Source organism: Photobacterium aquae (genome assembly GCF_001029445.1).
Taxonomy (GTDB): Bacteria; Pseudomonadota; Gammaproteobacteria; order Enterobacterales; family Vibrionaceae; genus Photobacterium; species Photobacterium aquae.
On record NZ_LDOT01000030.1, the window covers coordinates 48,235 to 68,680 of the forward strand.

At 47.1% G+C, this 20,446-nt stretch carries 20 protein-coding genes; 10 read left to right on the plus strand and 10 right to left on the minus strand.

Features of this window, described 5'->3' with window-relative positions:
- Positions 1 to 612 precede the first annotated feature (612 nt).
- From ABT56_RS18595 to ABT56_RS18605, 3 genes are all read right to left on the minus strand, one after another.
- Entirely contained in the window at positions 613 to 1,821 is a 1,209-nt protein-coding gene (locus tag ABT56_RS18595; protein ID WP_047880409.1) for a NupC/NupG family nucleoside CNT transporter, read from the minus strand.
- A 606-nt stretch (positions 1,822 to 2,427) separates the two neighbouring features.
- On the minus strand, positions 2,428 to 4,383 hold the full coding sequence (locus ABT56_RS18600; RefSeq protein WP_047880410.1) for a monovalent cation:proton antiporter-2 (CPA2) family protein: 1,956 nt from the start codon (positions 4,381 to 4,383) through the stop codon (positions 2,428 to 2,430).
- Positions 4,384 to 4,385: 2 nt separating this feature from the next.
- Positions 4,386 to 5,006 (minus strand): NAD(P)H-dependent oxidoreductase, encoded by a 621-nt coding sequence (locus ABT56_RS18605; protein ID WP_047880411.1) that lies wholly within the window; start codon positions 5,004 to 5,006, stop codon positions 4,386 to 4,388.
- Positions 5,007 to 5,336: 330 nt separating this feature from the next.
- Between ABT56_RS18605 and ABT56_RS24555 the strand changes: the two genes are divergently transcribed.
- The 3 genes from ABT56_RS24555 to ABT56_RS18615 all read left to right on the plus strand — a co-directional run bounded on the left by ABT56_RS24555 (position 5,337) and on the right by ABT56_RS18615 (position 7,317).
- Complete coding sequence (locus tag ABT56_RS24555) at positions 5,337 to 5,954, plus strand: hypothetical protein (RefSeq protein WP_053062559.1); 618 nt, start codon at positions 5,337 to 5,339, stop codon at positions 5,952 to 5,954.
- Between the two features lie 303 nt (positions 5,955 to 6,257).
- Positions 6,258 to 6,503, plus strand: a complete 246-nt coding sequence (locus ABT56_RS24050) for a hypothetical protein (RefSeq protein WP_157037908.1) — start codon at positions 6,258 to 6,260, stop codon at positions 6,501 to 6,503.
- A gap of 262 nt (positions 6,504 to 6,765) precedes the next feature.
- Entirely contained in the window at positions 6,766 to 7,317 is a 552-nt protein-coding gene (locus tag ABT56_RS18615) for a GNAT family N-acetyltransferase (protein WP_047880412.1), read from the plus strand.
- 76 nt (positions 7,318 to 7,393) lie between these two features.
- On the opposite strand, the gene ABT56_RS18620 is transcribed toward ABT56_RS18615, so the two are convergent.
- Positions 7,394 to 7,888 (minus strand): GNAT family N-acetyltransferase, encoded by a 495-nt coding sequence (locus ABT56_RS18620; protein ID WP_047880413.1) that lies wholly within the window; start codon positions 7,886 to 7,888, stop codon positions 7,394 to 7,396.
- A 513-nt stretch (positions 7,889 to 8,401) separates the two neighbouring features.
- Here ABT56_RS18620 and ABT56_RS18625 point away from each other — a divergent pair.
- Entirely contained in the window at positions 8,402 to 8,710 is a 309-nt protein-coding gene (locus ABT56_RS18625; protein ID WP_047880438.1) for a hypothetical protein, read from the plus strand.
- Positions 8,711 to 8,759: 49 nt separating this feature from the next.
- On the opposite strand, the gene ABT56_RS18630 is transcribed toward ABT56_RS18625, so the two are convergent.
- The gene (locus ABT56_RS18630) at positions 8,760 to 9,251 is read right to left on the minus strand and encodes a hypothetical protein (RefSeq protein WP_240478357.1); all 492 of its coding nucleotides are present in this window, start codon (positions 9,249 to 9,251) and stop codon (positions 8,760 to 8,762) included.
- A gap of 192 nt (positions 9,252 to 9,443) precedes the next feature.
- Here ABT56_RS18630 and ovoA point away from each other — a divergent pair, with 192 nt between their 5' ends.
- The 6 genes from ovoA (at position 9,444) to ABT56_RS18660 (ending at position 14,819) form a co-directional block, all read left to right on the plus strand.
- On the plus strand, positions 9,444 to 11,576 hold the full coding sequence (ovoA, locus tag ABT56_RS18635) for a 5-histidylcysteine sulfoxide synthase (RefSeq protein ID WP_047880415.1): 2,133 nt from the start codon (positions 9,444 to 9,446) through the stop codon (positions 11,574 to 11,576).
- 213 nt (positions 11,577 to 11,789) lie between these two features.
- Positions 11,790 to 12,029, plus strand: coding sequence for a cysteine-rich CWC family protein (locus ABT56_RS23735; protein WP_420835135.1), 240 nt, complete (start codon positions 11,790 to 11,792; stop codon positions 12,027 to 12,029).
- 139 nt (positions 12,030 to 12,168) lie between these two features.
- On the plus strand, positions 12,169 to 12,507 hold the full coding sequence (locus tag ABT56_RS18645) for a hypothetical protein (protein WP_157037909.1): 339 nt from the start codon (positions 12,169 to 12,171) through the stop codon (positions 12,505 to 12,507).
- Between the two features lie 116 nt (positions 12,508 to 12,623).
- Positions 12,624 to 13,073, plus strand: coding sequence for an META domain-containing protein (locus ABT56_RS18650; protein ID WP_047880418.1), 450 nt, complete (start codon positions 12,624 to 12,626; stop codon positions 13,071 to 13,073).
- 105 nt (positions 13,074 to 13,178) lie between these two features.
- Entirely contained in the window at positions 13,179 to 14,216 is a 1,038-nt protein-coding gene (locus ABT56_RS18655) for a hypothetical protein (RefSeq protein WP_047880419.1), read from the plus strand.
- Between the two features lie 123 nt (positions 14,217 to 14,339).
- Complete coding sequence (locus ABT56_RS18660; protein WP_047880420.1) at positions 14,340 to 14,819, plus strand: CreA family protein; 480 nt, start codon at positions 14,340 to 14,342, stop codon at positions 14,817 to 14,819.
- Between the two features lie 48 nt (positions 14,820 to 14,867).
- Here ABT56_RS18660 and ABT56_RS18665 read toward each other — a convergent pair whose 3' ends face one another.
- From ABT56_RS18665 to ABT56_RS18685, 5 genes are all read right to left on the minus strand, one after another.
- Positions 14,868 to 16,037, minus strand: a complete 1,170-nt coding sequence (locus ABT56_RS18665; RefSeq protein WP_047880421.1) for an ABC transporter permease — start codon at positions 16,035 to 16,037, stop codon at positions 14,868 to 14,870.
- Positions 16,034 to 17,263 (minus strand): ABC transporter permease, encoded by a 1,230-nt coding sequence (locus ABT56_RS18670; protein WP_047880422.1) that lies wholly within the window; start codon positions 17,261 to 17,263, stop codon positions 16,034 to 16,036. Before ABT56_RS18670 ends, ABT56_RS18665 begins: the two co-directional genes overlap by 4 nt.
- Positions 17,264 to 17,280: 17 nt before the next feature.
- Positions 17,281 to 18,270 carry an HlyD family secretion protein gene (locus tag ABT56_RS18675; RefSeq protein ID WP_047880423.1) on the minus strand — a complete coding sequence of 330 codons (990 nt, stop codon included), beginning with the start codon at positions 18,268 to 18,270 and terminating at the stop codon, positions 17,281 to 17,283.
- Positions 18,267 to 19,721 (minus strand): TolC family protein, encoded by a 1,455-nt coding sequence (locus ABT56_RS18680; protein WP_053062560.1) that lies wholly within the window; start codon positions 19,719 to 19,721, stop codon positions 18,267 to 18,269. Before ABT56_RS18680 ends, ABT56_RS18675 begins: the two co-directional genes overlap by 4 nt.
- Positions 19,722 to 19,887: 166 nt before the next feature.
- Positions 19,888 to 20,433 carry a SecY-interacting protein Syd gene (locus ABT56_RS18685; protein ID WP_047880424.1) on the minus strand — a complete coding sequence of 182 codons (546 nt, stop codon included), beginning with the start codon at positions 20,431 to 20,433 and terminating at the stop codon, positions 19,888 to 19,890.
- Positions 20,434 to 20,446 lie beyond the last annotated feature (13 nt).

Here is a 20,446-nt window from a genome sequence, read left to right on the forward strand (position 1 = left end):
TTTGATACCCACATGATACCATATGCACATCCTTACTGTGGTACTGTTTATTGCAATAGATTCATCACCAAAGAGCCTATTTCTACATTGATGAAGCATAGGGTTCAATAAACATTATTCAACCATGTAAGGATACGATATGAATATAATACCTCAACTTCCAATAATTATTTTTATCATCAGTATTATCTGCCTGTTTCTGATATTAGATGATTACGTATGACTAAAGATCAGCGACTAGCCCGACAAATTATCAAGGAAAACAGCCAATCTATACTGTACAAAACAAAGATGAGTCACACACCGAACAATAAAACAAAAGAAAAATGCAATTGAAATCAAACGCTTACATCCAAGTCACAAAAGGAGAAAAACAAAAGTTGATTTGTAAGCAAGAAGACAGATCACGAGATAAGCCACTGAGAGGATAAGAAATGTTTACCTTGGCTAATATACCTAATATCATTACTTTAATTTTAATGATTACCATCTATCTTTTTTTATTCAATTTTAAATGATGGTTAACTCAGTAATATTAAGAACACATTTTATCATTGTCCGAAATATAAAAAAGCCGCCTCATAAGAAGCGGCTTTTCCTGTTTGTTACAGCTTACAGGCTAACAAAAATACCAGCCAAAGCAGCACTCATCAGGTTTGCCAGTGTTGCTGCCAATACCGCCTTGAAACCAAGGCTAGCAACATCACTACGGCGCTCAGGAGCCATTACACCAATTGAACCAATCTGGATAGCAATAGAACCGATGTTAGCAAAACCACACAGTGCAAAAGTGATAATAACTTGGCTGTGCTGAGACAAGGTCTCTTTAACGCTAACAAAATCTAGGAAAGCGACGAACTCGTTCAGAATCATCTTCTGACCAATGAACGAACCAGCCTGCAGCATTTCAGATGCCGGAACACCAATAACGAAAGCCAATGGCGAGAACAAGTAGCCTAGAAGCATCTGGAAAGTCAGGTTTTGAATACCAATCCAGCTGCCGACAGTCTCAAGACCCGCGTTCGCCATCGCAATAACACTCACGAAAGCAATCAGCATTGTACCGATTGCAACAGCAACCTTCATGCCGTTCATTGCACCAGCAGCTAGCGCGTCGATCGCATTGCTGTGGTCACTCTTTGCCATTTCGATATCGGTTTGCTCAACCGCTACACTTTGCTCTGGCACCAAAAGCTTGGCCATCAACAAACTACCCGGTGCAGCCATAAAGCTTGCAGCAATCAGATACTTCAGATCCACACCAAGGCCAGCGTAACCACCCAGTACACTACCCGCGACAGAAGCCATACCACCTGTCATCACGGCAAATAGCTCAGAACGTGTCATTTGTGGTAGGAATGGTTTAACTAGAAGTGGGGACTCACCCTGAGAAAGGAAGATATTACCAGTTGCAACAAGAGATTCAGCGCGGCTCGTGCCCAATGCTTTTTGGATGCCGCCGCCGATCACTTTAATGACCCACTGCATCACACCTAGATGGTATAGAAGGGAAATAAGAGCACTAATGAAAATAACAAGAGGAAGAACGCGAATTGCAAAAATGAAATTACCAGTGGCCAGATCACCAAATAGGAAACGGATACCCTCATCGGCAAAACTTAGAAGACTGGCAACACCGCTACTCATTGCACCCAACATCTTCTGCCCTAGTGGTATATACAATACCAATGCCGCGAATCCGGCCTGGAGCAACAACGCACCACCGACCGTACGCCAATTAATGGCTTTTCGGTTTTCAGATAGCGCGTAGGCGCACAATACCAGTACCAGAATACCGGCAATACTAATTAACAACTGCATTATTTCGTCCTGTTGCTTTGGGTTCTTGATGAAGAAGCGAAAAATGAAGGTGTCACTTTCTGTACTACAACGGGGAACATCGCCTTCGGGGAGAAAGCTGAAAAGAGGGGAGCTAAGCCATAAGGCCCAGTCAAGGTTAAATTGTCCGCCCAAGTGCAATACATATAAGTCACCTAAATTAACAAGCTAAACTAATGCCGGTCCAACTCCGTGGGTCGTTCACTTTCCATGGTGACAGCTTGTAACTAAGGTGGCTGAACTCTAAGGTTCTGACCGGAGTCGGAGTATATAGAGATACAGATCACATTAACAACCCCCTTGCGCGATTTTTTTTGTGATATCTATTCGCTTGTACAAATATCCAACAAATGTAAATATTTGTGTCCACGCGCTAATCAATAGCCTACCGCCCCTTAAAATACATTAGTTTCACTAAAGCAAACGTTTATCTTGCAAGCGAAAGCGTTTGCGCAAAATAAGCCAAGAGAAGGGGAAAACAACTCTCTTTCCAATAGCAATCGGTTCACTTAATCCGTTCACGGATAATGAGCATAAAAAAAGTGCAGATCACTCTGCACTTTTGGGGGAACTTACCGACTCAATGGATCACTGACTTGATGGCTTTGCCTCGTCCAGTTCTTGCTGCATTTCAGCAACCGCATCAAGATAGCCTTTCGGTGGTGGTGTCCATCCTCGCTCAGAAGAAGCATGCTTGTCATGCCTGTCAGCCTTCATCACGTCACTCAATGCGTCTTCCAACTGCATGAACAATTCCCGATAGGTCGCATTGAACTTACTGTCCTCTGTATTCTCTTTCCATGCCTTGTAAAGCACTTCTTTACTGCGCGTTTCCGTTTCTATAAATGTTTCGCGTAATTGCTCGGCTCTAAATGGATGCACCCCCAAATCCTTAAGGGCCTGAGTACCGAGCGTCAATGCGGAATGGTAAGTCTCACTGATAATGAAATCTGCCCCCGCGCAGCGAAGGGAATAATGGTGACCACGGTCATAAGCACGAGCCAAAATACGAACATGGGGATAGGTATGCTTAACATATTCCACCAGCTCCACCGCACGCTCTTGCTCATCAATGGCAACAACCAGCAGCTTGGCTTCTTCAATACCCGCGGTATGCAACAAATCCGGTCGAGTGGCATCGCCAAAATAACTTTTTATCCGAATAGAACGCATGTTCTCTATCTGTCCGGCTTCATGGTCAAGAACGACTGTCTTGACACCATTGGCCACTAACAGACGGTTGACAATTTGGCCGAAACGACCAATGCCCGCGATAATCACCGAGCCCGTTTCATCAATTTTATCTGCTTCCCGCTCATTGGCCTGCTCTTCAAAGCGCGGCAAGATCACTTTATCAAATAAAATGAAAAGCCCTGGGGTCAGGAACATCGAAATAGCAACCACCAATGCCAGGACCTGTGCGATATCCTGCGGCAGAACATGGTTTTGCACTGAATAGCTCAATAATACAAAACCAAATTCACCAGCCTGAGCAAGACTCAATGTCAGCAAGTAGCGATCGCTTCCCTTTACTCTAAAAATAAGAGCAAGCACGAACAATACCAATGCCTTGGCAACCATCACAGCCAAAGTGATACCAAGCACCATGCCGATATTGTCTACAAGTACCGAAAAATCGATCCCGGCACCAACTGTAATAAAGAACAGCCCCAGCAGCAAACCCTTGAATGGCTCGATATTGGATTCTAATTCATGACGAAATTCACTGTTTGCCAGCACAACACCGGCCAAGAATGTCCCCAGTGCCGGTGACAATCCCACCAGACTCATCAAAGCAGCAATACCAATCACCAACATCAATGCCGTTGCAGTGAAGATCTCGCGCACACCTGACTCGGCGACAAAACGAAATAGCGGCCGGCTAAGAAAATGACCACCAACAACCACCGCAGCAATTGCGGCAATAATTACCATCGCATAAGCCCATCCCGGTAGACCAGCCACCAAGCTCAACTCCTCATGATGGCCTGCGGCTTCTGCAACCACTTGTTGAGACTGAGAAACCAACTCCGGTAATGCCAGCAACGGGATCAATGCCAGCATCGGAATCACTGCGATATCTTGAAACAACAACACCGAAAAGGCATTACGGCCCCCTTCGGTTCTCGATAACCCCTTTTCGTTAAACGTCTGCAAGACAATTGCCGTTGACGACAGGGAAAAAATCAAGCCAATCGCCAGTGCCACCGTCCAAGCCGTACCGAAAAACATCGCCACGCCCATCACGATGGCAGTGCTGAGGGCCACCTGCAGCCCGCCAAGCCCGAGCAAGCGGTGACGCATATCCCACAGCATCCTCGGTTCAAGCTCAAGCCCTACCAAAAACAGCATCATCACCACACCAAACTCGGCAAAATGCTGAATGTCCAATGTCTCGTCGCCAACCAAACCGACAACCGGCCCGATCACCACACCAGCAATGAGATACCCCAAAACCGAACCGAGACCAAACCGTTTTGCCAACGGCACAGCAATCACCGCAGCGCAAAGATAGATAAAGGCCTGAATAAAATAACCTGTCATTACTATGCCTCCCTAATCACGGCGGACAAATCATCATTCAAGCGCGATGCCGCCCCTGCCGCTATCAAGTCCAAGCGATCATCACGCAAGGCCAGCAACACATTTTGCCAATCATCCAAATGCTGCCCAATCCGCCTTTCTTCAGCAGCCGTCCGGGCACCGAACAATGCAAAAGGAGCAAGATAGCGCATCCCCGTCAAAGCTGCGGTCTGCTCTAGGGGGTGCAATAACTCCCGAACCGAAAAATGATTATAGCCATCGGCACGATAAGCTGATTCTGCCCCGCCCGCAGTTAGCGCACATAGGAACGTCTTGCCATGCAGTGCCGTTCCGTCTGTCCCGTAGGCAAAACCGTATTCCAATACCAGATCTTGCCACTCTTTCAAAATTGCAGGCGTTGAGTACCAATACATAGGGAACATGAAGACAATGACATCATGCTCTCGCAACCTCTGTTGCTCTAGATCGATATTGATTCGAAAAGTTGGATACTCGGCATAAAGATCAACCAATGTCACGCCATCATGACCACCTGAAGAATGAAACAGAGGCACATTGATCTCTGAACGATTCGGCGAAGGATGGGCGAATAAGATAAGAACCTTCTTCTTTACAGTTGACATAATGCTCCTTAACTGCCTGATATTCTTTTTAGCTATAGTGACAAATTTTTATTCCCATGTCAGGCCAATATTCATCCCGATGGGTATCAAACATGACTCCTGAACCACTCCGAATAAAAAATCACCTTGCAGAGCACGAATATTTGTAACGCAAGCCCATACTCAAGGCTGATCCCACAGACAAACAAGGTAACTAGATAGCCAAAGCAAGGAGTAAGGAGTAAGGAACATTCACCATCGGCAATCATCAACAACCAAATCATTGATATTTTTGCCAATAAATGGAAAACTCCGCGCAGAACTATTGTCGAAAAATAACCAGAGATAACTATGAACGGCACACAACATCATGTTTTATCAGGAAAATCAGAAGCTCTACGTCGCCTCTTTCGTACTGCTGCATGTGTTGTCGGCCTAATCGGCACAGCAGGTATTGCCAGCTATCCTAACCATAGCTACGGGAACGAGTTTGTTTCCAATATCAAACTACTTAACTACACCGATAATTATGGCAACATCTCACTACGTGGCGCCGGTCGTATTTCACTGCCAGACCCACTTATTGTAAAAGGCAATCTAAACTTAGAAATGTCCCGCCTCACGGCTTTACCTAATAAGCTCACAGTGAAAGGAAATTTGGATTTAGCCTATAGCCATATCACGCAATTACCCTCGCAATTGGCTGTTGGTGGATACATTAATCTCGCCCACTCCGCGATCACTTATTTAAATAATGGCCTACATGTAAAAGGGGATCTCAGTCTCATGGGAACAAAAATTAAAAATTTGCCACCCTATCTATACGTAGGCGGAAATCTATATTTAGCTAATACCGCTATTACGGAGTTACCTAATTATCTTGTCGTGGGGGGGAATATTTATCTTGGCGGTGCGAAAGTTTCATCTATTCCAGAAACGGCGCAAATTAGCGGTTACGTATATCAATAAACACAATAGAAAATTAGGCCAGAAACACTGGATCACTAGGTGCTTCTGGCATCTTCTTTAGCAAATTTAATGGTCAATCAAAATATTGGCTTTGAGCCTAGATACAATTATTTTGATTTCATTTTCAGGCTGCTAACCTGTGACTTGTGATAGAACCACTGACGGCGGCTTCTATTTTTCATCATTCACCTCTCATTTATCCAAAACGAGTAAGGTTGATATTTCTCAATACTTAATACCGTTCTTACTCATTTAAACAGTTTTACTTTACCCTTTCGTCTATTACATCCCTATGACATTAAGATGAAAGTAAAACGTCACTACTCGCTACAAACAACAATAGAACAATCTCAAGCGCTTTGTTTTCTCAAGCTTGGTTATTGCAATGAAGTTGGGGAGTTTAAAGAACTGTTGGTGCTAGAAATGAATATAACGCAGACTTTTTCGGAGTCAATTGTTTTACTGATTTCACCTCTTTTTGTTACCAACAAATTCAATATAAGAGGCACAGGATACTTTTGCAATCCCTACTTTGCAAGTTTTTTGTGATCTAGATTTACTTATTAAGCACCAATAGGCACTAACTGCTCATCAAGACATTGAAAAAAAAGCATTTTGTCTAGCAAGTCACATTTACACATCCGCCTTATAAAATAGGCAAACTAACTTATCTTTATTCGCAGCCCCATCACACAATCGCATTAATTGCATACGCTTTGCACAATATTCACGCTGTAATTTGATCTAGGTACTGGTCAAAAAATGTCAACAAGGCTTAACTACGACTAGATACGACTAAAGAGGAATAACAATGACTCGCCAACCATTACTGACAACCCCCAGGCTAATCCTCCGACCATTTCAACTGGCCGATGCCACCAAGGTCCAAGAGCTTGCTGGCAAGATCGAAATCGCTAATGGCACCATCAACATCCCTCACCCCTATCCTAATGGCGCAGCAGGTCAATGGATCGGTAGGCTGTTGGCTGGCTGGAACAGCGGCCAATCCGCCATTTATGCCATCACTCTCAAAAGTAACGAACAGCTCATCGGGTGTGTTGGCCTCCACAACATCGAATCCCAAAGTGCCCAAATCGGTTACTGGATCGGCCTGCCTTTTTGGGGCAACGGTTACTGTACCGAAGCTGCAACCCGAATCGCCGAATTTGGATTTAACAAGCTCAATTTGGATTTGATCTATGGCCAGCACTTCAGCCGAGAACCTCATCCAGGAAAAGTCTTGGAAAAAATAGGCATGAATCACGTAATGACTAAACAAGATGCAATTAGGGTCAATATGATTTCAGAAAACATCGAATACTATGAAATGCGCAGTCCTATCTCGGCTGCGGCTACCGCCTGATACCAACAGCTATACTGACTAGCATTATGCAGGGTTTAGATGTCCCTGCCCTTCTTCTGCATCATCGATCTTGATGTTAATTGGCACTCTTTATCCGTGCCATGTTATACACATCCACATACTCACCATCTCTAAAAGCGTAATTACAAGCTGTTCCTTCAATAACAAACCCCCATTTTTCATAAAATGCAATGGCAGCCGTATTATCCGTGTAAACACTCAACTCTATACGAGTTACCCCCAACCAGTTTTCAGCAAGATCGATGGCCGCTTCAAGTAATTGATTGCCAATCCCCTGCCCTTGATAGTTTTCCCGAACACCAATTCCGATACCCACTACATGGCGCCGCCGTGGGTTACTATTCCCCCAAATTCCAATCTGGCCAGCAATTACCCCATTCACCTCCGCAACCAAACTGTAATGATGGGCCGGCTGAGAATCCAACCTTTGCTCCCATGTCTGAATCGACGGAAACGGCAGCTGCAATGTCCCTGCATACACCGATGGACAGGCATATATATCCCTAATTGCTACCGCATCACTTTTTTCTGCATGCCTTATTGTCGCCATCTTCTCGCTCTCCTTGCGCGTAACATTCAGCTCTTAATCAACTTCCATTGTACGTTTTATAAAATACACCAAATTGACTCTTATTTTATAACGTTAAATTAATCATCATATTAGAGCAATGATCCATAGAGGTATAGACAACGTACTAGCAGTGGATAATTTCATTAAAGTGAAAAAAATCAATACTAGAACTTAAATATCAATCATTAACGTCAATCGTATGGAATATTTAACCATGAATTGACCCGTAATTAACTATAATTACATTGGGCTTGATAATGAGGAATTAGGCTTCAACCGCCAACTCTCAACACCAACCTACGAGTTTATACTCAGTGAAAATTTAGTTTATAACATAACACTTTGATTTTTATGCAGTATCGAATACTAGTCACTTTTTTGAAAGATAACGACTCCTTTCAGGTCTATTATTCTGAATGTGATGCGCATCACAATAATAATCACAAAAGCAAACACATATGGCATCAGCCACTGATCAATGAGGTGAAGATTATGTCTAGCTTGAAAGTACTAACCGCTACCGCTGCAATTGTAATGTCAACATCTGTATTCGCAGATATCCGTGTTGCCGATACCCATAATGGGGCATGGGTTACCGTTACTGAAAACGGTCAACCTGCAGCCAATGCATCGGTATCTGTCGCGAATGTACCTCAGCAACGAAAAAGCTACAAAACAGATGAAAACGGCCGCGTATTTATTCCTTTAACTCTGCAAAACTCTCGCTCTATCAAATACAAAGCCCGTACTGAGAATGGTAAAGAATCGTCACGGTTCGCATTCCATTCAACCAACAAATAATCACCTAACCCTTTCATAAAGACCCTGTTACGCAGGGTCTTTCCCTTATCTAGCGAGCATAATCCCGGCGATTCAAATCACGCGCCAATATCAGTGCCAACCCCATGATCTGAAGAAACAATGCCAGATTTCTCAATATTGAGATGCTCTCCATTTTTCCCGCATGCTGCTTAATAAGTCCCTGATTATCAAAATACAACGTATTGATCTTTTCACGTTGAGATTGCTGTAGCCTATCAAACTGCTGCATCAGGTATGGGATCTCACTCATCGTTAGCTTGATGGTTAAATCCGGCAATACGTTAGCAATATCCTGCTGTAACACCTCGCGAACCGGATCTGGCAATGCCTGTCCTGCCATATCACTGACGGCTAACAGAGCCAGGGTATGCTCACGCTTTCGCTCTAGGGTTTCTATCTGCTGCCATACTAAATTAATCAGCTTGTCATTGGCTTGTTGCTGCTGCAAAAGGTCGTTAGCCTGCCGGGTTGCACCATCAATATAAAAATTGGTTAATAGCGCTGAAATAATATTCAGCATTAATCCCATCCCCACCAGTATCCAAGTAGGTATTGTCCACTTACGACGATATCTTGCCATCTCTCACCTGCCGAGGTTTGCCTTTGCTGTGCCCACCTATCAGATAAACATGAAACAAAAGCCGATTGGTGACAATCCAATTCACTGTCTATCTTTAGGTTTTAGGATTAAATCAAATGGAAATACAAATAGATGAATGAACATCTACCTTACGCGACAAAAACTGTCCTCTTATCCGGGAGAGATAGCAACCAAAAACGCCAAGAACTCAAAAATGCTTTCAATCACACTTGGCAGCTCTACGAATCCCTTTTCTCACTCATCAACAATGAGTCAGGTTACTACCTTAAAGCGGAGCCATTGCGCCATCCGCTCATTTTCTATTTTGGCCACACTGCCACCTTCTATATTAATAAACTCAAACTAGGCAAATACATCAACAAACGCGTCAACAGCCACTTCGAGTCAATGTTCGCCATTGGGGTGGATGAAATGTCTTGGGACGATCTTGACGACAGCCACTACAACTGGCCGAGCGTTGCAGAGGTGAAAGCATACCGCGATGAGGTTTGCAGCCTTGTCAATAACGTTATCGATAACATGCCTTTGGATCTGCCAATTACCGCACAATGCCCCGCATGGATAATCCTGATGGGGATCGAACATGAGCGGATCCATTTAGAAACCTCATCGGTTATTATCCGCCAGCTCCCTCTTGCCAGCATCACCCCACACCCAGACTGGCCAGCTTGCCAAGACAGCGGGCCTTCCCCTGACAATTGCTTCCTGTCCGTTACTGGTGGCAATGTGATGTTAGGAAAAGAGGCCGATGCCGAGACCTACGGCTGGGATAACGAATACGGTAAGCAATCCTTTCAGGTTGAGCCGTTCAAGGCCGCAAAATACCTAGTCTCCAACGAAGAATACCTCGAGTTTGTCAATGACGATGGTTACCGCCAACATCGATACTGGAGCGAAGAAGGCCAAGCCTGGCTGGCCTATACCCAGGCCTTAATGCCCCGTTTCTGGCGTTACCACAACAACCGCTACTTCCAGCGCAACCTAACCGAAGAGATCCCACTGCCATTAAATTGGCCCGTGGAAGTCAACCAGCTAGAGGCCAAAGCTTTCTGCAACTGGAAAGCCGAACAAATACAGCGTTCCATACGGCTACCTACCGAAGCCGAATGGCACATACTGCGGCAAAGCATCACCAGTGACTCCCCCCATTGGCACGAGCCTCCGGGCAATATCGAACTGAGCTATTTTGCGTCGTCCTGCCCTGTCGACCGCTTCCAGTCCGAAGGGCTCTGCGACATCGTTGGCAATGTCTGGCAGTGGACTGAAACCTGTATTGATGGCTTCCCCGGCTTTGCCGTTCACCCGCTCTACGATGATTTCTCCACCCCGACATTTGATGGCAAACATACCCTCATCAAAGGCGGTTCATGGATATCAACCGGCAATGAATCCACCCGGACATCACGCTACGCGTTTCGCCGCCATTTCTACCAACATGCCGGTTTCCGCTATATCGAATCCAAGCAATCGCCCGATAGCATGGCTTCTCTCAATGTCTATGAGACCGATGAACTGATCTCCCAATACCTAGAATTCCACTATGGTGATGAATACTTTTCAGTCCCTAACTTTTGTATCAACGGTGTCCAACAATGCCTGCGAGAAATTCAACTGACCCATCACACAAAAGCACTGGATATTGGTTGCTCTGTCGGCAGAGCCAGCTTCGAGCTGGCTAAGATATTTGACCATGTTGACGGTATCGACTTTTCGGCCCGGTTTATCCAGCAGGCATATTCACTAACCGAACAAGGAGAAAAACGCTATACCATTAAAACCGAAGGCGACTTAGTCGAATTCAAAAGCGTCACCCTCGAGGAACTCGGCTATCAGTCACTATGCGATAAAATCCATTTCAGTCAGGGGGATGCCTGTAATCTCAAGCCCCAGTTCACCCATTATGATCTGATCTATGCCTCAAACCTGATTGACCGCCTGAACGATCCCAAACAGTTTCTGAGCACCATCCACCAGCGGATCAACGAAGGCGGATACTTGGTCATCACATCGCCCTATACGTGGCTCGAAAGCTATACCGACAAAGACAAATGGCTTGGCGGGATCAAAATCAACGGGGAAAACTTCACAACACTCGACGGACTGACCGAAACCCTAATCCCCCACTTCGAGCTGGTCGCCGTCAAAGAACTTCCATTCGTGATCCGAGAGACCAAACGCAAGTTCCAACACAGCCTGTCGGAAATGACGATTTGGCGCAAACGCGACCGCCCAACCTATCAATAATCGCTCCTATCACGCGCTTATCACGCGCCTACGCATCATCATGCCGGGCGCGTTCATTCCTTCGGTCATTGGCAACTCGCCCGCTATGAAGTAGTTTGACACTATGCTAATGTTACGCTGTTTTTAGCCGTCCAATTCGAGACCATCATGAAGACCCCTTGTGTTGCAAAATGCAAAAATAACAACGGTATTTGCAGCGGTTGCCACCGTACAATGAAAGAAATTGAGCTGTGGCGTACTCTTAATGACAATCAGCAAGAAAAAATCATGGGTGAAATCCGCGGTATCGCCTCCACTCACCTGTGCAGTCAATGCGGTGAGCCCGCCCATTGCGATCTCAGCGCCGGTCGTTCAACCTGTTGGTGCTCCACCGTTGCCCCGAGGGATACCTCCGGAATTGATACCGAAAAATGCTTGTGTCGCAAATGCCTCGAAAAGCTCCCTCTTCTATAAATATTCCTGAACCAAACTCAATGAAACGCCATTAATTTACATATACCCGAGCAATAAGCTGATTTATCAGCAAACATACAGTTGCCTATACCGCCAGAGCAATTATAATCACGATTTTCCACTTCTACTGGGGTGAGCAATGCGATATAAAACAATAATTATGGGCCTTGTTCTCGCCCTTAACACTTTCAATGCGTACAGTGCATCAACAGATGATAATGCCCTTCCGGACAACGAAGACATCTGCGAACAACAGTTGACCCGGCTGCTAAACCAAAAACAAATGGTGTTTAGTGATCGCAATGCAAGCCCTACCGTGCGCAGAGATGCAGAACGCGCTATTGATGGCTCGAGGAAAATATTCAGCCAAGGCGGCAGCTATTGCGAAGCCAAAAATGCGCTCGAAGGATACCGTCCAGATAAAAACCAAGATATTAGCTTCAGAGATGGTGAAGTTAACTATTTTGGCCGCGGTTAGTCCCAATGACAGTTTTTTGTACGTTAAGGTTATGAAATAAAAATGCTACTATTATACCCAAGTAGCAACACCTGTTGCAGAAATTAAGATATCCAGAGCTCCTTGAAGGTGATTTTATGAAAAAGTGGCTGCTCCCGTTACTCGCCATCCCATTATTTCTAACGGGTTGTGAATCTGAGACCCCACAAGGATTTTCCGTACAAAATATCCAGCAAAGTTGGGTGTTGACCAAGGTTGATGGCAAAGATGTCACGATCAATGAACCACGGACGATCCCAGGCATGGCCATTGATGCCGACTTGAAAGTATCAGGCTTCAGCGGCTGTAATCGTTTTTTTGGCCAAGCAGAGATCCGTGACAGCAATAAATTCCGCCTTGCTAACATGGGGGCAACAAAAATGGCCTGTATTCAAGACGACCAAGCCACCATTGAAGCTGTCATGACCCAATCACTGCAAGAATGGAATAACGCATCACTGGAAAATAATATTTTGACGCTGACATCCGAACAGCACATTCTGACATTCATGCCAGAAGCCATTACCGATAATGAGAATGACCAATAACGCATTTCCTATGTTATGCGATATATCCACACCTCCTTCTCACCGTCGGCCTCATAGCCGACTTTACGCAGCCTTCAGGCTGCGTTTTTGTTTTAAGAGCCCGCGATGAAAGTCACCAAGAAACAGGCTGCCACCCTAAAACAGGCAATCTCCTATTGGCAGCAAGAAGGCCTAATATCAGAGCCTCAAGCTGCATCACTCAACACCAGTTATGACATTGTCGGTTTTAACTGGAAGTTATTGGCCGTCTACTCCTTCTGGATTGCCATTACCTGTCTGGTCATTTCCGTCGGTGTGCTATTAGCTGATGACTATTTACTCATGCTCCTGGCAAAGCTCATTGATACACCCGCCAGTGTGCTGGCCGTTATCAGTGCCGCCATTGCTGCGTTTGCCTTCCGCTTCGGCTTCAAGCGCCGCATTCGTTCACCAGATAAGCAGGTAAGCAACGAAGCTCTCTATTTTTTCGGGGTCTTATTCACCTCGGTATCTGCTGGCTTCATCCGCGAGACAACGCTATTCGAAGGGGTACACATTGCCTGGTTCCTACTCGCATTGACCCTGATTCTGGCCGTTCTTGGCTTCAAGCTACGCAGTATGCTTATCTGGTCTTTTGCCCTGCTATTCTTTGCCGGATGGGGAATAGAGCAAACCAGCGTTCTATCCAATGATAAAGGCTACTTTCTTGGCCTCAATATACCGTGGCGAATGCTCATACTGGGCGGCATTGTTCTGGCCGGTGCCAAATGGCTACAGGGTCATCCCAAATACCATCCCCTTTATGAACCCAGCCGCTTCATCGGCCTGCTCTATCTGCTCTCATCGCTCTGGATCATATCGATTGTCGGCAACTACGGCGACGCAGCATCATGGGCAAAAGTAGCCCAAACAGAATTGTTACACTGGGCGCTATTGGCCATCACCAGTTGTATCGGGCTGCTCATCTATGGCATCCGTACCAATGACAAGCTCATAGGCGGTTTTGCCATGACGTTTTTGCTGATTAACCTATATACCCGTTATTTCGAATACTTCTGGGATTCAATGCACAAGACACTGTTCTTTGCCGGGCTAGCCTTGAGTTTCTGGCTTATCGGCAGCAAAGCCGAAACACTCTGGCAGCTCAGTACCAAGTCTAAATAAACAGCAAGACCAAAGGATTAATGGGCAAAAAGGACGCAGATGTTAGACAGGCATATGCTACTATCACAGCAATATATGCTCAGGCAGCGCCAAAGTGCTTGGATATAAGTGGAGAAAATAAGAATGAAATCAAAACGATTAATTGCGCTTTGCTTGGCAGCCGGTACCTTGCTGACAGGCTGCTCCGACAACGAAGTCGGGGATGTTTCACTAGGGATGTTCACCTTGAAAGACATCAAGATCGGGCATTTGAAAGATGAGGTGGTAACTGGTGTTACCTGTCATATCGCCTCGGTTGAAGCGGATCTTAGCCTGTCTGACCCAAGCGACAGCTCTATCTCCTGCCGCCAAACCGGCGATATCACACCGGAAATGATCGCCAAGATCGACAAGAGCAAATCGGGCGAAGTGGTCTTCAAACAATCGAAGAGTATTTTCTTCAAGACCATGAAAGTAAGACGCATCTATGATCCTGAGAATCAGACGCTGCTCTACTTGTCCTACACCACCAAAGAGACTGACGGCAGCTTCAAGCACAGCCTGTCTACCGTGCCGCTATGGGGCACCAAAGCCTATGTGGCGCCAGCAACCCAGCAGCAATAAACAAAAACAGCCCCCTCAGATTGCATCAAAAGGGGGCTGCCTCTTTAATTAAGATAATTTAATCGGTGTTTTTCCGCGCCGTTTAACCCGCACGATTAACCAAGTGGCGATCACGCCGTAGACAACAGTTTGCACCCATAACTGCCCCCACCAGCCAATAACCTGATTAAACTCGGCCCCCATTTGATTCAACCGCAAAAAGGCATTGATGGCCGGCGTTGATGGCGCCAACTGGGCCAATGCCACGATCCCGTCTGGGATCATTTCAACAGGCCAGATGAACCCCGCAGAAAAGACCAATGGCAATGAACTAAGCAGCACAACCACCGTCGCCAACTCCCGCCTTGGGATCAACTGGCCAACAATCATTCCCAAGAAAATAACCGCCAACAAAAACGGAACGGCGATTAGCACCAAATGATATATCGAGGCCAGGCGGCTAATACCGTAATACTCGAAGCTAAACCCAAAGTAATACATCAACAGCGGGATATAGATCAGCGTAAAACAGATACCGCGTACCAGCAGAACACGCCATGCCGGATACTGCACCCAATACCCCGTATGGCCCGCCCGGTAATACTCCCCTTGGCCGCCACCAAGCAATGCGACGGCAATCAGCAGCGTCTGGTGCAAAATCAACACGAATACCGCTGGCACGACATAATTAATGTAACCCATCGTCGGGTTAAACACCGGCTGGGCATTGAGCTTAATCGCAGTATAGTGATCAGCGGCAAGCTCTAGGTTCTCACCGCCCATTACCATACGGGCAACTTTGGCCTGAGCCCCCATGGTTCCGCCGGCATTGGCCAACCCCTCCACAATCGTACCGTATACCAAGAAATACGCGGCATCGCCGGCATAAGCCAGCGTCGGGCTTTTACCCATCAGCAAATCGCGGTTGAAGTGATCAGGAATCAACAAAAGCCCCTGCACCTCACCGGCATTGATCATGGTTTTGGCTTCTGCCAACGCGCCCGCATGGGCGGCAACCTTGACCTGTGGTGTGGCATCTACCATCCGCACCAACTGACGGCTCAATTGAGTATTATCAAGATTGACCACCACAATCTGCTGCTCGCGCGGCAGTTGCTTGATATAAGGCTGTGGGTACAAAAACGAGTAAATCAATACCCCGCCAAACACCGTAAAGAGCAACGATTGATTGGTGAAAATTGCTCGCAACTCAAACTTGAACAAAGCGCGCCAACTCATCGTTCGCCTCCCTCCGATACCGTTTTGCCCTCTGATACAACAGGTTGACGGTTAACTGCAGCCAGAGTTTTCAATCGCAGCCAGGCGACTATAAATAACCCCATGAAAACCAACAACACGGCCAACTGAGGCATCGCTTCTGCCCATGATTGGCCATGATTGACCTGATGCAGCTGAATATCGAGATAATGCGATACCGGCAGCATCGCCCGCCACCATTGGGCAAAGGCAGGCATATCAGTAACCGGGAAGGTCACCCCAACAAAGGCAAAAGCCGGCGCGGTGAAGCCCGCCGCGAAGCTCATGGCCTTGGTGGCATCCAACGGCAGCAAATAAAACAGGCAGGCAACACCTTGACAGGCAAGAACCATCAATACCTGAGCCAGTAAGATAATGCCCCAATGCCCATGCATCGGCCAATCCAGCACGCCATAGAGGAACCAGAAGAAAATCTGCCCCTGAAGCGCAAAAAGAAACAGGTATGGTAACAACTTGGCAACCAATGCCGACAGCGGCTGCCCCCCTGCCCATGCTTGTATCGTGCTGCTACGGCTCTCGGCTGACAATGCCATCACCATGGTGATCACAATGGCAATCTGCCAAATGGCCGGAATGGCCGCCGCCACCAAAAACTGGCCATAATGACTGTTGCTGTTATAGAGCGGGGTGATCTGAGAACGCAACGACAGCGCTTTGCCCAAGGCCTGCACCGGAACGGGGCTTCCCATCGCCATGTTCTTCAGCGTTTCAACCTGCGCGTTCAATGTACCTTGCGCCTGCAATACCGCGGAGTTGATCAGCTTTCCGACCAAAATATACTGGCTGTTGTACCAAACCGTCACTGTGGGTGACTCCCCCAATTTGGTTTGCTTCTCTAGATTGGGCGGAATCACCAACACGGCATAGACATCACCGCCCTTCAGCGCACGGCTACCCTCGTTAACTTGCGTATAGGAGGATGCCACTGACATCACCGGGCTGGCATCATAAGTGCGGATCAACTGGCGCGATAGCGTGCTGTTATCCAAATCAACGACACCTATCGGCAGATCACGGGCTATGCCTGCTGAAAAGATCCCCCACATCACGGCACACAGCAGTAACGGCAGCCATGTCACCATTGAGAACATCCAGCCATCGCGGCGAATCAACTGCCATTCCCGCAGCAAACGTGCGCCAAAGCTAGGCTGCACGCCAGCTTCCGGTAGAGTTTGTTGTGTATACATAAAGCCCACCGCTACGATTATTGCGGGTCAATCACGACACTCATGCCTACGCGCAACCCTTCGATCGCCGTTACCGGACGGGCCTCAACCTCAAAGGTACGCATATCAAAGCCCTGACTGGCATCCGTTGTCCGCCAGGTCGCAAAATCCCCCATCACTGCCACATGGCTGACCTTAAAACGGTAAGCCTGCGAACCAAGCGCAGGGATCTTGGCACTGAACTCCTGACCCGGCTGGTAATGACTCAGGCTGTCTTCACGAACATAGAACACCGCCCATGCATCGTTCATATCAACCACGCTCACCACGGGGAATCCCTGTGGAGCCAATTCGCCTTCATGCAGCAGCACTTGGGATACTTCACCATTGAACCAGCTGGCAATTTGGGTATCCGCCACGTAGGCTTCGACTTCTGCCACCGCACCCGCTGCCATTTTTGCCTTTTCCTGTGCCGCACGTTTGGTTTCGGTTCTGGCCCCTTCTTGTGTCATCGCATACATCTGGTACGCAGCCTGCTCGGTGTAGCGAGCCGCCTGCCACTGGGTAAAGGCTTCATCGCGCTTCTGTTCGGCCACCACCCCTTCTTTATAGAGGTTATTGACCCGCTGATAGGTTTTTTCCATTAGCGAGGCGGCAACCTTGGCTTTGCGCCACTGATCACCCGCCGCCTGGATCTCCTGTTGGCGGGCTCCTTTTTCAGCCTGCTCGGCCAGTGCATCGGCAGCCTGCTCACCCGCCTTTGCCTGCATCAACTTGGCGTCGATTTCAGGGCTGAGCAGGGTAAAGATCAAATCCCCTTTGTTAACCATGTCCCCCTTGCGAACCAAAACCGTATCAATACGGCCAGGCACCTTGGAGGAAATATTGTATTGCTGGGCCTCGATTTGTCCCTGCATGCGCACGGGTTCAGGCTGGTAGGCATCCCAAAAGGTGTAACCAAGCCAGCCGACCAACGCTACCGCTGGAATTGCCACAGCTAATGCGGCTGAAGATTTGGATTTACTCATGACTGAACCTCTACACCTTGGTATTGCTGGTATTGTTTGAATTGATTGATGTTACCGCTCACCGCAAGCAAGCGAGACAGCGAAATAACATATTGATAGGCCGCAGCGGCTCGCTGGGTACGAACACCGGCTATGTAGAGCTGGGCGTCGACAACATCGACCGACGTCGATAGCCCTTGATTGAAGGCGAGCTCCCGCAAGCGCAAATTTTCTTCCGCCAAGGCAAGGCTTGATGCCAAACCGTTATATTCTTCCAGCGACTGCAAAGCTTCACGGTAAGTCTTCTCGACCAAGACCGACAAATCCTGCTCGGCTTGTGCACGCAAATGCGTCACCTGAGTCACCGCACTGCGAGCTGCCTGCACCTTGCCGGAACGACCGCTGTTATCGAGCAGCGGGATATTCACCCCGACACCAACGGCCCAATCGGGGGCTGTCTTGGCGGCCAGCGTATCTTCTTCATGCAATTGGTAATTACCATACAGGTAAACTTCTGGGTAATATTTACCTTTTTCGGCATCAATCAAAGCTGATGCCTGCTTTTTCTTGGCATCTAGAATATAAAGCCCAGGATAACCAGCCAGTGTCGCCTGAACAAAGCCATCAAGCGGTGGTAGCGAGACATTGGTAAACAAAGCCGTCGATGGCGTTGCCGGTTGTGGGAGTTTAAGTAGTTTGGTCAAGGCTACTTGGGCAATTTCCAAGCCCCGCTCGGCCTTTTGCCGCTCGACTCTGGCCTTGTCGTAGGCCGCTTCTGCCTGCAACCGCTCCACTTTGGCAATTTGACCTTGTTGCTGGAGTTTCTTCGCGTGCTCAAAGTGCTCAAGTAAACCGGCTTCGACATCTATTCGTGTTTGCAACACCTGCTGAGTCAAGGCAACACCAAAGTAAAATTTCGACAAATCCTCAAACTTGGCCTGCTGTTTCATTGCCAGCATATATTTAGCTTCTTGAGTTTTGCCGCTTGCGGCATCCTGAGCGGCAGAAATACGACCGCCGGTGAAAATAGGCCAGATAGCCCGAATAGAGCTTGAAAAAATATCGCGTTCAGTAAGCTGAGAAGTAAATAGCGGGTCAAGTTTGCCTGCGATCCCCAATTGCCCCAACAAAGGCCCAAGAGTATCACCGGCAGGCATACTCTCGAGTAAATCAGAAGGCTTTATTTCAACGGGGCTATCAAGACGCGTATAATTCGCCGATGCGGTGATTTTAGGCAGGTAAAGATCTTTGGCTGCATCTTGCAGGTGCATTGCACGATCAATATTCGCCTGCTCGGCTGCCAAGGCATCGCTTTCTCTTAGAACGACCTGCCAAGCATCCAAAAAAGTCACTGGCTGCTGGCGAGTCTGCGCTACCACTGCTGACTGGGCTGGCGGGGCTTCCGCCAGTACTGATACAGGCATCGCTAATGCCGCACAGCATGTCAGAAGAACTAGGGGCCTTACTCTCATGATTCTACCTACTTACCTACAAAACCGCGTAGCTGCTATTTTAGAGTGTTTGCTCTAAAAAACAACATTCATAATGGATGGTTATCCTTGGTTATAGACGAGCTAGTAGATAAATAGGCACCTATCTTGATATGCGTTAAACAATTTATGCGTAGTATTTTTATTCTTAGCTAAAGAAATCGTAAATAGATGCAGCTTTGATTTCGATACCAAGCGGATCATGGCCCAATAAAGCAACGGCCCCGGTATTGTTATTAACGGCAATCAACCAGCCGTCTTGCTTGCTGCCAATAGGAACGTAAAGCTCACCATCTAATTCTGCATCTGAAAATGCCGACGTTAAGCGTGCTATTGTCTGCTGCAACGTATCGACAGCCTCAGGGCTTTCAAAAAAGTCCATGTACATTTCAGGATCAGGATAAGAATCAGAAGCCGATTTCTCGTTAACGATTTTAACCGACGGAGACCAGAAACAGCTGAAATATTCAACAACTGATGGATGCAGTTTAATACCCAACTCACTTTCCAATTGAGAAAAGTCGACTTTCTTGTGCATATCGAAACGCTCAACAAAAAAGCATAGCCCCACTTCTGCAAGATATTCTTCATGCGGATCAAATGCGATAATTTTATCAAGCTCACATTCTGTTATTAACTCAATATCATCATCACATTGCTTTTCATCTAACACGGTTAACAGAATATCTTTCATCGATGTCTCTATC

Coding starts and splice junctions, on each gene's coding strand:
- ABT56_RS18595 (WP_047880409.1), bottom strand. CDS start 1,821: ATGCAGTTGTTAATTAGTATTGCCGGTATTCTGGTACTGGTATTGTGC.
- ABT56_RS18600 (WP_047880410.1), bottom strand. CDS start 4,383: ATGACAGGTTATTTTATTCAGGCCTTTATCTATCTTTGCGCTGCGGTG.
- ABT56_RS18605 (WP_047880411.1), bottom strand. CDS start 5,006: ATGTCAACTGTAAAGAAGAAGGTTCTTATCTTATTCGCCCATCCTTCG.
- ABT56_RS24555 (WP_053062559.1), top strand. CDS start 5,337: ATGAACGGCACACAACATCATGTTTTATCAGGAAAATCAGAAGCTCTA.
- ABT56_RS24050 (WP_157037908.1), top strand. CDS start 6,258: ATGAAAGTAAAACGTCACTACTCGCTACAAACAACAATAGAACAATCT.
- ABT56_RS18615 (WP_047880412.1), top strand. CDS start 6,766: ATGACTCGCCAACCATTACTGACAACCCCCAGGCTAATCCTCCGACCA.
- ABT56_RS18620 (WP_047880413.1), bottom strand. CDS start 7,888: ATGGCGACAATAAGGCATGCAGAAAAAAGTGATGCGGTAGCAATTAGG.
- ABT56_RS18625 (WP_047880438.1), top strand. CDS start 8,402: ATGTCTAGCTTGAAAGTACTAACCGCTACCGCTGCAATTGTAATGTCA.
- ABT56_RS18630 (WP_240478357.1), bottom strand. CDS start 9,251: ATGCTGAATATTATTTCAGCGCTATTAACCAATTTTTATATTGATGGT.
- ovoA (WP_047880415.1), top strand. CDS start 9,444: ATGAATGAACATCTACCTTACGCGACAAAAACTGTCCTCTTATCCGGG.
- ABT56_RS23735 (WP_420835135.1), top strand. CDS start 11,790: ATGAAAGAAATTGAGCTGTGGCGTACTCTTAATGACAATCAGCAAGAA.
- ABT56_RS18645 (WP_157037909.1), top strand. CDS start 12,169: ATGCGATATAAAACAATAATTATGGGCCTTGTTCTCGCCCTTAACACT.
- ABT56_RS18650 (WP_047880418.1), top strand. CDS start 12,624: ATGAAAAAGTGGCTGCTCCCGTTACTCGCCATCCCATTATTTCTAACG.
- ABT56_RS18655 (WP_047880419.1), top strand. CDS start 13,179: ATGAAAGTCACCAAGAAACAGGCTGCCACCCTAAAACAGGCAATCTCC.
- ABT56_RS18660 (WP_047880420.1), top strand. CDS start 14,340: ATGAAATCAAAACGATTAATTGCGCTTTGCTTGGCAGCCGGTACCTTG.
- ABT56_RS18665 (WP_047880421.1), bottom strand. CDS start 16,037: ATGAGTTGGCGCGCTTTGTTCAAGTTTGAGTTGCGAGCAATTTTCACC.
- ABT56_RS18670 (WP_047880422.1), bottom strand. CDS start 17,263: ATGTATACACAACAAACTCTACCGGAAGCTGGCGTGCAGCCTAGCTTT.
- ABT56_RS18675 (WP_047880423.1), bottom strand. CDS start 18,270: ATGAGTAAATCCAAATCTTCAGCCGCATTAGCTGTGGCAATTCCAGCG.
- ABT56_RS18680 (WP_053062560.1), bottom strand. CDS start 19,721: ATGAGAGTAAGGCCCCTAGTTCTTCTGACATGCTGTGCGGCATTAGCG.
- ABT56_RS18685 (WP_047880424.1), bottom strand. CDS start 20,433: ATGAAAGATATTCTGTTAACCGTGTTAGATGAAAAGCAATGTGATGAT.